Consider the following 12548-nt stretch of genomic DNA (forward strand, 5'->3'; position numbering starts at 1 on the left):
CGATGACACTGTCCGCGGGCTTAGAACTTGTAGTTCAGGCCCACGTACGCCACGCGGCCGGCGTAGCTTCTGGAGAGGAAGCGGTCCTTGGTGTCGTTGCCCAGGTGCGTGCGGGGTTCCTGCTTGGTCAGGTTCAGCACCGAAGCGCTCAGGCTCAGCTCCTTGGTGAAGTTGTAGGCCGCGTTCAGGTCGATCTGGGTGTACGGATCCTGGTACGCGTTCAAGCCGCTGACCAGGCCGTTCACGACTTCACCGCGGCGGTTGTACGAAACACGTGCCAAGTACTTGTCGGTTTCGTAGAACACCGTCAGGTTGGCCTGGTTGCGGGCGCTGCCGATCAGCGGCGACTTGCCGATCTCGGTACCGTCTTCCAGCGTGATCGCCGCCTGGTTGGTCTTGTTGTAGGTGTAGTTGAACTGGAAGCCGAGGCCGTTCTTCAGCGAGTGCTGCACGTAGAACTCGGCGCCCTGGGACACCGCATCGCGGCCGCCGGCGGTGGTCTGGTAGTTCTGCACGGTGACGGTCTGGCCGCCGACGTTCAGGTTGAGGTCGCGCACCACCGGCACCGAGAAGTTCTCGACGTTCTTGCGGAACAGACCCAGGCCGACCACCGAGCCGCGCTGGAAGTACCACTCCAGGCCCAGGTCGAACATGGTGGCCTTGAACGGCTCCAGGCTCTTGTTGCTGCCCGAACCGTACCAGCCCTGCTGGTCGCCGCCGCCGATCAGGCGGCGGTCTTCGACGTACTCCGGGCTGAAGTAGCGCAGGCTGCCCGGCGAGGCGATGTCGCCGTAGCCCGGACGCGAGATCGCTTTCGACGCGGCGGCACGGAACAGCAGGGTGTCGGTGATGTCGAACGCCAGGTTGAAGCTCGGCAGCACGTCGGTGTAGTTGCGGTCCAGCTGGCTGACCACGAAGCTCGAGACGTGGTACGTCGCCGGGTTGGTCTGGCTGTCCGGCAGCACGGTGATGCCGCTGATGCAGCCCGAGCCGGCCGGGGCGCCGGTGGCCGGCAGGTTGCCCACCAGGCAGGGTGCCGGTTTGCCGTCGGGGCCATCGAAGGCGTAGTCGTTGTAGTAATCGACCTGGTCCGTCGAGTCGGCGTGCTGCTTGGTCTTCACCACGCGGATGCCGAAGTTGCCGCGCAGGCGGTCGGTCTTGTAGTTGGCCTGCAGGTAGAACGACGAGATCTTTTCCTTGACGTTGTAGACGAAGTTGTCTTCGTCACGGGTCTTCATGGCCCCGTACTTATTGGTCAGGTAATTGATGTACGCCGGGTAGTTAATGGCCGGGAAAGCAGTCGTATTGAACGCGCCGCCCAGGTTGCCCAGCGAACCCGAATACAGGTACGACGGATCCAGCTTGTTGGCCGCCGGATCGCAGCCGTTCTGGAAGCGGTTGTCGTAGCTGCCGTCGGTGCCCGGGCAAGTCCAGTAGTTGTTGCCGGTGCTGCGGCTGATGCCGCCGTCGCGGTACTTGGCGCCGAACTGCAGCGAGTCGATGAACTTGTAGTCGGTGTGCCAGGTAAAGTCAGCCTGGCCATAGTTCTGCTTGTTGCTGTTCTTGGTCCACGACGAACCGGTCGAGCCGAGGTCGATCTCGCCGATGCCCTTCTGCAGGTTGGCCAGCACGTCCGGCGAGAAGCTGATCGACGGCGTGCCGGTCAGGTTCCACGAGGACATGTTGTTGCCGTTGGTCCAGCTGCCGTCCGCGTTCTGGACGCGCGGCTTGATCGGCATCGAGAACTGCTGCGACGGACCGCCATTGGCCCAGGTACGGCCGGCCTGGAAACTGGCGTCGACCGACTTGCCTTTCCACTCGACGGCGAAGTCGAGGGTCTGCGACAGCGATTTTTGCTTGGTGTAGTTGCCGTTCAGCCAAGGCGTCGGCATGGTGCAGTCGTCCGGACCCCAGCCGCCCGGCTTCTGGCCACCGGCTGCAGCCGCTGCTTCGCTGCAATAATAGGTCTTGCCCGGGTGCAGGCTGTAGTCGGCGCCGGTGACGATGGTGCCGCTCTTGTCGAAGCTCAAGCCGTCGAGGGTCCGGCCGCCCGCCCAGTTGCCGTCGGGTTGGTAGCGCGCCAGGCTCCATTCCGGCACGACCAGCGAGTTGGTCTGCGAGTTCTGCGACAGGTCGAAGCGGAAGTAGTTGGCCACCATGTTCAGGTTGCGCACCGGCTTGAACTGCAGGGTCAACTGGCCGCCCTTGCGCTTGCGCTCTTCTTCTTCGACAGCGGCACTGACCGTGGTCGGCATCATGAAGTTGGTGTAGTGCCCGCCGTTCTGGTCGTTGAAGCCCGACTGGCCCCACCAGTAGGAGTTCATGCCCGAGGGCTTGCCGTTGACGTCGGTAGCAGGATGGTTTTTGTAGTCGTCGCCATACCACTGCCAGCCATCGGCACTGCTGCTCATGGTGCGCGTGGTGCGGTTCTGCTGCGTCAACCCGACCAGCACGCCGAAGCGGTTGCTCTTGTCGTGCCAGGCGTACTGGCCGGAGAACTGGCCGTCGCCCTTCTTGGTCGTATCGGCCCAGGTGCCTTCGGCGTTGACGAAACCGCTGCCCGATGGCATGTCCAGCGGACGGCGGGTATGCAGGATCACGGTGCCGCCGATGCCGCCTTCGTCGATGCGCGCTTCCGGCGTCTTGAACAGCTCGGCGCTGCCCAGCATGTTCGACGGCATCAGGGTGTAGTTGAAGGAACGGCTCGGATCGCCGTTCGATTCGGCGGTGGCAATGTAGTTGCCGTTGAGCTGGGTCAGCGTCAGTCCCGACGCCAGGCCGCGCACGCTGACGGTCTTGCCTTCGCCGCCGTCGCGTCCGATGATCACGCCCGGCACGCGCTGCAGCGCATCGGCGACGTTTTTATCAGGGAATTTGCCGATGTCTTCGGCGGTGATCACCTCGACGATCGAGTTGGCATCGCGCTTCTGGTCGAGGCTCTTCTCGATCGAGTAGCGGTAGCCGGTCACGACCACCTTCTGGCCAGCGGCCGGCGTGGCGACGCCCGGCGTGGCAACGACTGGCGCGTCTGCGGCCTGCGCATCGGCAGCCGTCTGCGCCTGTGCGCTCGAAATGGACATCAGTGCGACACCCACGGCGATGGCAATGGGTTTTACAGGGCAGCGCAGCTGCCGCGAAGCGAGATGGGCTCTCAACGTCATGTAAGTCTCCGGGTCGTACCCAAGATGGGATAGTTTTTATAGCGGGAGTTTTTCGAGGATTTACTAAACGATCAAGCACCTGACCGATCTGTAAAACCCCGCTTTCCAACAAGGAGAAGTTATACAAAGGAAATTACAAGCGTTCAATAAACTTTCAAATGCGCGATGCAGTTTAGCTAAGTTTAGTAAACGTAAATGATGCAAAACCGCCACATTATTTAGGTGAGCGGTAACATGCTTGACATTTCCTGCAGGATCACGAGCGCCACTCCTTTGCCAGCCTGTTCTACACTGCCGCAGCCCCTGCTACCCGGAGTAAATGATGATCGACTCGATTGGCACGCCGACCCTCTACATCGCCTTTTCCGTATTGGTTGCCATCTTGCTGGCAGTCGATTTCTTCATTCTCAAGCAGGAAGGTGAACACCGCGTCAGCACGCGCGAGGCGGCCGTCTGGTCGCTGATCTGGGTCTCGATCGCGCTGGCCTTCGGCGCCTGGTTCTGGTGGTATCTGCGGGATATCGTCGGCGAAGAGGTGGCGCGCACGCGGGCGCTGGAATACCTGACGGGCTACCTGATCGAGAAATCGCTGGCGGTTGACAACGTGTTCGTCTGGATCACGCTCTTCAATTTCTTCGCCGTGCCGGCCGCCTACCAGAAGCGCGTGCTGCTGTACGGCGTGCTGGGCGCGATCGTGCTGCGCGCGCTCCTGATCTACGTCGGCGCCCTGCTGCTGGCCCAGTTCCACTGGATTTTGTACGTGTTCGGCGCCTTTTTGCTGTACACAGGCGTGCAGATGATGCGCGCGGCTGACGAAGAGCAGAACCTGGCCGACAACAAGATATTGCGCTGGATGCGCAAGCACATCCGCATCACCGACGAGTATCACCAGGACCGGTTTTTCGTGGTGCGGCAGGGCCTGCGCTATGCCACGCCGATGTTCGTGGTGCTGGTAATGGTCGAGATCACCGATGTCATCTTCGCGGTCGATTCGATTCCGGCGATCTTTGCGGTGACCGGCGATCCGTTCATCGTGTTCACCTCCAACATCTTTGCCATTCTCGGGCTTCGCGCGATGTATTTCCTGCTGGCTGATATGGCGCAGCGGTTCCACTTGCTGAAGTATGGGCTGGCCGGGATTTTGGTGTTTATCGGTATCAAGATGCTGCTGCTCGATATCTACAAGATCCCGACCGGGATTGCGCTGGGGGTAGTGGGCTTGATTCTGGCGGTATCAGTGGTAGCTAGCCTGATGACGTCGAAGCCTACGCGCGGTAGCGCGCCGTAAGCATCCAACACCTCGCATCGTCACCTGTGACAGGTCTGAAACCGCTTGTAATGATGCTCCTTCTGATGCAAGATAGCTCCATATCTGATGCTCGGAGCCAGAAATGCGAACCACAGTGACGATCGACGACGCGTTGTACGAAAAGGCGCTGGAGATGGCGGATCCCGGCATGGACAAGGCCGACCTCTTTCGTGAGGCTATCAAGACCTTCGTACGCGTCCAGGCTGCGCGGCGTCTTGCCAGCCTCGGCGGCGCAGCGCCCGACATGGCGAACATCCCGCGCCGGTCAGGCGAGCCAGCGCAATGAATGGTGTGCTGGTCGATACCTCGGTGTGGGTAGACCACTTCCGCAATCGCAACGAGAATCTGGTCAGCCTGCTGACGCTGGACCTGGCCTTGTCCCACCCGCTGGTCGTGACCGAACTCGCTTGCGGCACGCCGCCGGCGCCGCGTTCCCGTACACTGAGCGATATCGCAACATTGCCGCAAGCGCGTCAGGCCACGCTGGATGAGGTACGGGGTTTTATCGAGCGCGAAAAGCTGTACGGCCTTGGATGTGGCGTGGTCGACCTGGCTTTGCTGGCGTCGACATTGCTGACACCAGGATCGCGTTTGTGGTCACTGGACAGGCGCTTGATCGAGTTGGCGCAACGGTTCGACCTTGCCTTCCGGCCGGCGCTTCAATAGCCTTTTGAAGCCCCGGCCTTCAGCATCCATGCGTGTTCGGGCGGCCAGGCAAGTTTCAGCGACGTCTCCGATTCGGGCTGGCGCACCTGATTAATCACGTGCCGCAGCAGCCCGAATCCGCACCAGCAACGCCCCACCACTCGCCACGATCGCCACGCCCACCACACCCATCCAGCCCCACCCGGCCAATGCCTGCGCCCCGAGGAAACCACCGGCCGCCATGCCGACGAACACGCTGGTCATCAACAGCGCATTCAGACGGCTGCGCGCTTCCGGTGCGATCCCATAGATGATGCTCTGGTGCGAGATCAGGCTGGCCTGCACGCCCAGGTCGAAGCCGACCGTGGCCAGCGCCAGCAGCGCCAGTTGCGCGCCCGTCGACAGCAGCGGCATCGCCAGCATGGCGCCGAACGAGACCACCGTGATGGTGGCGGCGATGCGTGTCACCCATTCGGCGCCGCGGCGGTCCGCCAGGCGGCCGGCGAACGGCGCCGCCAGCGCGCCGACGGCGCCGGCCAGGCCGAAGGAGCCGGCGACGGCCGAACCCAGGTGGAACGGGGCGTCGTGCAGCATCACGGCCAGCGTCGACCAAAACGCCGAGAAGCCTAGCGCCAATAAACCCTGGGCCAGCGCGGCCAGGCGCAGCTTGCGGTGCGCGCGCCACAGGGTGGCCAGCGATTGGAGCAGCGCCGGGTAGGATTGCGTAGTGGTCGGCGCGAAGTGCGGCAAGCCCTTGGCCATCACGCCCGCCAGCAGCAGCACGCTCACCGCCGCTGCCATGAAGACCGTGCGCCAGCCGAAGTGCTCGGCGACGAAGCCGCTCACCACGCGCGACAGCAGGATGCCCATCAACAGGCCGGTCATCACCATGCCGACCGCCTTGCCGCGGTGCTCGGGCGGCGCCAGCGTCGCGGCGGCCGGCACGATGTCCTGGGCCACGGTGGCGAACAGGCCGACCGCCAGGCTGGCTGCCAGCAGCACGCCCAAGGTCGGCGCGAAGCCGGTCAGCAGCAGCGCTGCGCTCAGGATCAGTGCCTTGATGACGATGATGTTGCGGCGGTCATAGCGGTCGCCCAGCGGTGCCAGCAACAGCAGGCCGATGGCGTACCCGAGCTGGGTCAGGGTCGGAATCCAGCCGACGTTGCGCGCCGTCGCATGCAGGTCGCCGGCCAGCACGCCCAGCGTCGGCTGGCTGTAATAGAGTGCGGCGACGGTGAGGCCGGTGCCGGCGGCCAGCAGGAAAGTCAGGGATGTCGACAGCGTGGCCTGCGCGGGCGCGGCCTGGGTGATGTTCTTGGTCATGGATGTCGTGCTCATGGTGCGCTCCTGGAAGTGGAACAACGATGAAGCGCATTATGCAAAGACTAAAAGTATCACGGTAGCTGCCGCGCACGTCGAACTGTTATACGATAGACGTATGAATATCGACCAAACACCCGGCATTTCCACTGCCGACCGTATGATGCTTGTGGAAACCTTTGTCCGCATCGTCGATGCCGGCAGCCTGTCCGCCGCCGCGCGCCTGCTGGAAACCACGCAACCCACCATCAGCCGGCGCCTGAAGACGCTGGAAAAATCGCTTGGCGTGCGTCTGCTGCAGCGTTCCACCCATGCGATGACGCTGACCGACGACGGCATCCGTTGCTACGAACGCGCCAAGGCCCTGATCCTCGGCTGGCAGGAGTTCGAAAGCGAGATCCGCGGCGCCGGCGACGAGCCGGTGGGCACCCTGCGCGTGATCGCGCCGCACGCCTTCGGCCAGCAGCAGCTGGTGGCGCCGCTGGCAGAGTACCTGGCGCGCTATCCGAAGATGACGGTCGACTGGACCCTGCACGACCGCACCCCCGACTTCATCGCCGAGGGCATCGATTGCGCGATCCAGGTCGGCGCGCTGACGGATACCTCGGTGGTGGCGATCCCGCTGGGCGCCGTGCCGCGCATCGTGGTCGGCGCCCCTGCCCTGCTCGACGGCGCCGGCGGGCCTGCCGCGATGCCCGCACACCCGGACGACCTGGCGCGCCTGCCCTGGATCGCGGCCAGCAATTTTTACCGCGACGAGGTCGACCTGGCCCACGCCGGCAGTGGCGAGACCGTGCGCATGCGCATCCAGCCGCGCCTCTACACCGACAACCTGTACGCGCTGCGCAATGCGGCGCTGCTGGGCGTCGGCGCGGCGGTGGCCTCGACCTGGGCGCTGCGCGAGGAACTGGAGAGCGGCCGCCTGGTGCAGCTGGCGCCCGAGTGGCAGGCCGCGCCGCTGCCGATCCACCTGGTCTACCCGCCGGCGCGCTTCTATCCGGCGCGCCTGCGCCGCTTCATCGACATCATGCGGGTGGCGGTGCCGCAGGCGTTCGGGATCACGCCGCCCGCCTCAAGCTGAAGCGGCCAGCGCCACCGCGTCGGCACCGGCGGCGATGCGCAGCGGTGCTGACGGGTCGGTGGCCGCACGCCATACCGCCTCCGCCACGTCCGGCGCATGGGTCACCGGCGCGTCCGCGCTCATGCCGGCGAACTCCTGCTGGGCGAAGCCGGCGTAGGCGTCCGGAATGCCGCCCAGCGTGCGCGCCTTCGCATTCGCGCCGAAGCTTGTCGTCGGCGAGCGCCCCGGCTGCACCAGTTTGACGCGCACGCCAAACGGTTCGACTTCCAGCGCCAGCGAGGCGCTGAACATGTCGACCGCCGCCTTGCTGGCGGCGTACGCGGAAATCAGCGGGAACGGACGCGCCGTGACGATCGAGGTCACGTTCACGATCACGCCCTGCCCGCGCTCGCGGAACTGCGGCAGCACGGCCTGGGTCATTGCCATCGTGCCGAGGGTGTTGGTCTCGAACAGATCGCGCGCGCTGTCCATCGACAGCGCTTCGAACACGCTCATCGCGCCGAAGCCGGCGTTATTCACCAGCACGTCGATCGGCCCCGCGGCCTGCACGGCGGCGTGGATGCTGGCGGCATCGGTCACGTCGAGCGGCAGGATGCGCAGATGCTCGGACGGCGGCAGGATGCCGTCGCGCGGCGTGCGCATGGTGGCGACGACCTTCCAGCCGCGTTCGAGGAACAGGCGGGCGGTCTCGAGGCCAAAGCCGGACGAGCAGCCGGTGATCAGGACGGTTTGCATGGGAACTCCTTGTCATCAGTGGAACCAGGACGATACCGCCGCCTGGCCGGACTTGCTACAATCAGAAGTCCGATATTCTTTTGCAGGAGTCCAAACATGATCGATCCGCTCGCCGAGATGGTGACGCTGCTGCAGCCCAGCACGCCGCACTCGAAGATCGTCGAAGGCGCCGGCCAGTGGCGCGTGCGCCGTTCGGACCTCGGCCAGCCCTTCTACTGCGCCATGCTGGAGGGCGGCTGCCGCCTGCTGGTCGGCGGCCAGGCACCGGTCACGCTGGCCGCGGGCGACTTCGTGCTGGTGCCGGCGGCCCGGGATTTCGCCACCACCAGCCTGGAACCGCCGGCACCGGACGACAGCGACGCGCCGCCGTTCGCGACGGCGCCGGGCGCGTTCCGGCTCGGCGACCGCGAGGGCGCGCCGGATGTGCGCTTCGTCGTCGGCCATTGCGAATTCGGCTCGCCCGACGCCGCGCTGCTGGTGTCGCTGCTGCCGCAACTGCTGCACATACGCGGCGAAGGGCGGCTGGCGACGCTGGTCCAGCTGGTGCGCGACGAGTCGCGTGCGCAGCGGCCGGCGCGCGACGTGGTCCTGGCGCGCCTGCTGGAAGTGCTGTTCATCGAAGCCTTGCGCGCCGCCGCCGCCAGTGGGGCAGACCAGGGTTCAGGCGATGCGCCGGGACTGCTGCGCGGCCTGGCCGACGCCCGCCTGGCGGCCGCCTTGCGGCGCATGCATGAAGCGCCGGCGCGCAACTGGACGGTGGCCGACCTTGCCAGGGAAGCGGCGCTGTCGCGCTCCAGCTTCTTCGAGCGCTTCAGCCGCGCCGTGGGCACGGCGCCGATGGAATACCTGCTGGCCTGGCGCATGGCACTGGCCAAGGACCTGTTGCGGCGCGGCGCCGGTGGCATCGCCGAGGTGGCGGCGCGCGTCGGCTACAGTTCGGCCAGCACCTTCAGCGTGGCCTTTGCGCGCCATGTCGGGGTGCCGCCGGCGCGCTATGCGCGTGCAGGGGATGCGGTGGCGGCTTGATTTTCTTTCAAGACCGGGCAGTGACGCGCCGTGTCCGCTCGATAGCCGGTACGATTCCGTCACCCCAGCCGATCACCCGATCCGAGGAGACGACCATGGAAACATCTAGCCAGCAAGTGCGCGGCGGCTGCCTGTGCGGCGACGTCCGCATCACGGCCACGGGACGCCCCAACCGCGTCGGCCTGTGCCACTGCCTGGATTGCCGCAAGCACCACGGCGCGCTGTTCTATGCGGCGGCGATCTTTCCCGAGGATGCGGTGACGGTCAGCGGCGCCACCCGCGCTTATGCCAACCGCTTTTTCTGCCCGCGCTGCGGCTCCCCGGTCTTTGGCCGCAGCGACGGTGAAATCGAGGTCCACCTGGGTTCCCTCGATGCGCCCGACCAGTTCGTGCCGACCTACGAAAACTGGACCGTCCGCCGCGAGGCCTGGCTGCCGCCGTTTCCGTTGGCGCAGCATTACCCGCATGACCGCGAAGACCCCAGCCCTGCCGTGCCGATGTGACCGTTCCCGCTTCACCGCGGGGACGACAACTACACCGGTACCCTGGCCTCGGCCAGCAGCGCCCGGATCTCCGGCACGCATGAGCCGCAATTGCCGCCCGCCTTGACGCAGGCCGTCACCTGCGACGCCTCGGTCAAGCCGTCCTTGCGGATCGCGATCTCGATGGTCTTGCGTCCCACCCCGAAGCACGAGCACACGATCGGACCCGGGTCCGCGCCCTGCTCCTTCGCGCGGCCGGACAGCAGGTTGAGGCGTTCCAGCGGCGCCAGCTTCGGCTTGCCGAACATCTCGGCCAGCCAGGCGCGCGCCGGCAGGTCCTGGCGCGTCGAGACGAACAGGCAGGACTGGATGCGCTCGTCGACCAGGTGCACGGCGCGGTACATGCCGCCGCTGCGGTCTTCGACGTCGATCCAGTCGGCCTCCTCGTCCTGCGCATCGATGCCGAGCAGCGCGCGGCCCCAGGCCGTGGCATTGCGTACCGGCGTGCGTCCGGCCAGTTCGTAGCGGATGAAGTCCTTGCCCTGGATGCGGGTCCAGTGCGCCGCCGCCAAAAGCGGCAGCTCGACGCGGCTGAGGATGAAGCCGTACCAGTTCACGCCGAAGGGTTCGATGCGCACCGGCGTGTGCTTGAATTCGGGCTCGCCCGAGACCGGATCGACGGCCGGATTGACCACCGTGCCGACGCGCGCATCGGATGCCGTCTGGCCGCTCCAGTGGATCGGCATGAACACGCTGCCGCGCGCGATGCCGCCGCCGTGCTGGACGCGCGCCACCACCGCACCCCAGTTGCTGGTCACGCGCGCCAGTTCGCCCGCCTTGACGCCGCACAGCAGCGCATCCTGCGGGTGCATGTCGATGAAGGGTTCCGGGATGTGCCCTGCCAGCCTGGGCGAGCGGCCGGTGCGCGTCATGGTGTGCCACTGGTCGCGCACGCGGCCGGTGTTCAGCACCATCGGGTACTCGGCGTCGGGCGCATGCGCCGGCGCGCGCGGGACGGTGGCCACGAAGCGCGCCCGCCCGTCCGCATGGGCGAAGCGCTTGTCGCCGAACAGGCGCGTGGTGGATGCGCCGGCGGCCGGCACCGGCCATTGCACCGGCGCCAGGGCATCGTAGGCGGCGCGGCTCATGCCGGCCAGCCCCCCGATGTCGAAGGCGCGGCGGCGCTGGCCATCGACGTTGTTCTGATGGGCGCTCAGGCGCGCATGCTCGTCGAAGATCGCGTGCGGTCCCTCATAGTCGAAGCCCGGAAAACCCATGCGCTGCGCCACGGCGGCGATGATCTGCCAGTCGGGCCGTGCCGTGCCGGGCACGGCCAGGAAGCTGCGCTGGCGCGAGATGCAGCGCTCGGAATTGGTGACGGTGCCGTCCTTCTCGCCCCAGCCCAGCGCCGGCAGCAGCACGTGGGCCGCGCCGTTGGTATCGGTGCCGCCCACGATATCGGATGCCACCACCAGCTCGCACTTGGCCAGCGCACGGCGCGCCTGGTCGGCATCGGGCAGGCTCACCAGCGGATTGGTGGCCATGATCCACACCGCCTTGATCTTGCCGTCCTCGATCGCGCGGAACAGGTCGACCGCCTTCAGGCCAGGCTTGACGGCCATGCGCGGCGACTGCCAGAAATCCTGCAGCAGCGCGCGCTGGCCGGGGTCGTCCAGTTCCATGTGCGCGGCCAGCATGTTGGCCAGGCCGCCCACTTCGCGTCCGCCCATCGCGTTCGGCTGGCCGGTCAGCGAGAACGGTCCCATGCCCGGCCGGCCGATGCGGCCCGTGGCCAGGTGGCAGTTGATGATGCTGTTGACCTTGTCGGCGCCGCTGGTCGACTGGTTCACGCCCATGGTGAAGGCGGTGACGGTCTTCTCGGTGCGGCCGAACAGTTCGTAAAAGGCGAGCAGCTGCTGCGGATCGATGCGGCAGGTCTTGGCCACTTCCAGCAGGTTGCCACCCTGCCCCGCCGCGTCCAGCGCGTCGGCCAGGCCGGCGGTGTGCGCGTTGACGAAGGCGGTGTCGACCAGCTTTTGCTGCGCCAGGTAGGCCAGCAGGCCGTTGAACAGCCAGACGTCGGTGCCCGGCTTGACCGGCAGGTGCAGGTCGGCGATGTCGCAGGTGGCGGTGCGGCGCGGGTCGACCACGACGATCTTCATGCCGGGCCGCGCTTCCTTGGCGCGCACGATGCGCTGGTACAGCGTCGGATGGCACCAGGCCGCGTTGGAGCCGACCAGCACGATCAGGTCGGCCAGCTCGAAGTCTTCGTAGCAGCCCGGCACCAGGTCTTCGCCGAAGGCGCGCTTGTGGCCGGCCACCGCGGCTGACATGCACAGGCGCGAATTGGTGTCGATGTTGGCGCTGCCGATGAAGCCCTTCATGAACTTGTTGGCGACGTAGTAATCCTCGGTCAGCAGCTGGCCGGAGACGTACAGCGCCACGGCATCCGGCCCGTGCTCGGCGACGATGCGGGCGAAGCCGTCGGCGACGCGGCCGAGCGCTTCGTCCCAGGACGCTTCGCGCAGCGCGCCGCCTCCTTCACGCAGCATCGGCGCCAGCAGGCGGCCCTGCAGGCTGACGGTCTCGCCCAGCGCCGCACCTTTCACGCACAGGCGCCCCTGGCTGGCCGGATGCGCCTCGTCGCCGGCGATGGCGAGGCTGCCGTCCTGGCCGACCTGCGCCTTGACGCCGCAGCCTACGCCGCAATACGGACAGGTGGTGTTGACAGTGGTCGGAATGGCGGACAGCTTCATATTGAACTCCTCGTAGGGTGGGCGCGGCCGGCC

General features: G+C 66.3%; 10 protein-coding genes. 6 read left to right on the top strand and 4 right to left on the bottom strand.

Going from position 1 to position 12548, the window contains the following annotated elements; all coding sequences use genetic code 11:
- Positions 1–20 precede the first annotated feature (20 nt).
- Positions 21–3080: a TonB-dependent receptor gene (locus U1H99_RS17150; RefSeq protein ID WP_323142929.1), complete on the bottom strand. Its 3060-nt coding sequence runs from the start codon at positions 3078–3080 to the stop codon at positions 21–23.
- Positions 3081–3483: 403 nt separating this feature from the next.
- Between U1H99_RS17150 and U1H99_RS17155 the strand changes: the two genes are divergently transcribed.
- From U1H99_RS17155 to U1H99_RS17165, 3 genes are all read left to right on the top strand, one after another.
- Positions 3484–4449, top strand: coding sequence for a TerC family protein (locus U1H99_RS17155; protein ID WP_323142930.1), 966 nt, complete (start codon positions 3484–3486; stop codon positions 4447–4449).
- 103 nt (positions 4450–4552) lie between these two features.
- On the top strand, positions 4553–4756 hold the full coding sequence (locus U1H99_RS17160; protein WP_323142931.1) for a type II toxin-antitoxin system VapB family antitoxin: 204 nt from the start codon (positions 4553–4555) through the stop codon (positions 4754–4756).
- Positions 4753–5136 (top strand): type II toxin-antitoxin system VapC family toxin, encoded by a 384-nt coding sequence (locus U1H99_RS17165; protein ID WP_323142932.1) that lies wholly within the window; start codon positions 4753–4755, stop codon positions 5134–5136. Before U1H99_RS17160 ends, U1H99_RS17165 begins: the two co-directional genes overlap by 4 nt.
- A gap of 90 nt (positions 5137–5226) precedes the next feature.
- Here U1H99_RS17165 and U1H99_RS17170 read toward each other — a convergent pair whose 3' ends face one another.
- Complete coding sequence (locus tag U1H99_RS17170; RefSeq protein WP_323142933.1) at positions 5227–6453, bottom strand: MFS transporter; 1227 nt, start codon at positions 6451–6453, stop codon at positions 5227–5229.
- 100 nt (positions 6454–6553) lie between these two features.
- On the opposite strand from U1H99_RS17170, the gene U1H99_RS17175 reads away from it, so the two are divergent.
- On the top strand, positions 6554–7516 hold the full coding sequence (locus U1H99_RS17175; RefSeq protein WP_323142934.1) for a LysR family transcriptional regulator: 963 nt from the start codon (positions 6554–6556) through the stop codon (positions 7514–7516).
- Here the strand turns inward: U1H99_RS17175 and U1H99_RS17180 are convergent.
- A complete protein-coding gene (locus tag U1H99_RS17180) occupies positions 7508–8251 on the bottom strand; it encodes an SDR family oxidoreductase (protein WP_323142935.1) in 744 nt (247 codons plus the stop codon). The two genes, U1H99_RS17175 and U1H99_RS17180, sit on opposite strands and share 9 nt — an antisense overlap.
- Before the next feature lie 96 nt (positions 8252–8347).
- On the opposite strand from U1H99_RS17180, the gene U1H99_RS17185 reads away from it, so the two are divergent.
- The gene (locus tag U1H99_RS17185; RefSeq protein ID WP_323142936.1) at positions 8348–9277 is read left to right on the top strand and encodes an AraC family transcriptional regulator; all 930 of its coding nucleotides are present in this window, start codon (positions 8348–8350) and stop codon (positions 9275–9277) included.
- A gap of 95 nt (positions 9278–9372) precedes the next feature.
- Positions 9373–9780 (top strand): GFA family protein, encoded by a 408-nt coding sequence (locus tag U1H99_RS17190; protein ID WP_323142937.1) that lies wholly within the window; start codon positions 9373–9375, stop codon positions 9778–9780.
- A gap of 29 nt (positions 9781–9809) precedes the next feature.
- Here U1H99_RS17190 and U1H99_RS17195 read toward each other — a convergent pair whose 3' ends face one another.
- A complete protein-coding gene (locus tag U1H99_RS17195; RefSeq protein ID WP_323142938.1) occupies positions 9810–12515 on the bottom strand; it encodes a molybdopterin-dependent oxidoreductase in 2706 nt (901 codons plus the stop codon).
- Between the last annotated feature and the right edge of the window lie 33 nt (positions 12516–12548).

This window comes from Massilia phyllosphaerae, assembly GCF_034659755.1.
Lineage (GTDB): Bacteria > Pseudomonadota > Gammaproteobacteria > Burkholderiales > Burkholderiaceae_D > Telluria > Telluria phyllosphaerae.

Bases quoted from the DNA above. Each gene is read 5' to 3' on its own strand.
- U1H99_RS17150 (WP_323142929.1), bottom strand. From the start codon at position 3,080: ATGTCCATTTCGAGCGCACAGGCGCAGACGGCTGCCGATGCGCAGGCC.
- U1H99_RS17155 (WP_323142930.1), top strand. From the start codon at position 3,484: ATGATCGACTCGATTGGCACGCCGACCCTCTACATCGCCTTTTCCGTA.
- U1H99_RS17160 (WP_323142931.1), top strand. From the start codon at position 4,553: ATGCGAACCACAGTGACGATCGACGACGCGTTGTACGAAAAGGCGCTG.
- U1H99_RS17165 (WP_323142932.1), top strand. From the start codon at position 4,753: ATGAATGGTGTGCTGGTCGATACCTCGGTGTGGGTAGACCACTTCCGC.
- U1H99_RS17170 (WP_323142933.1), bottom strand. From the start codon at position 6,453: ATGAGCACGACATCCATGACCAAGAACATCACCCAGGCCGCGCCCGCG.
- U1H99_RS17175 (WP_323142934.1), top strand. From the start codon at position 6,554: ATGAATATCGACCAAACACCCGGCATTTCCACTGCCGACCGTATGATG.
- U1H99_RS17180 (WP_323142935.1), bottom strand. From the start codon at position 8,251: ATGCAAACCGTCCTGATCACCGGCTGCTCGTCCGGCTTTGGCCTCGAG.
- U1H99_RS17185 (WP_323142936.1), top strand. From the start codon at position 8,348: ATGATCGATCCGCTCGCCGAGATGGTGACGCTGCTGCAGCCCAGCACG.
- U1H99_RS17190 (WP_323142937.1), top strand. From the start codon at position 9,373: ATGGAAACATCTAGCCAGCAAGTGCGCGGCGGCTGCCTGTGCGGCGAC.
- U1H99_RS17195 (WP_323142938.1), bottom strand. From the start codon at position 12,515: ATGAAGCTGTCCGCCATTCCGACCACTGTCAACACCACCTGTCCGTAT.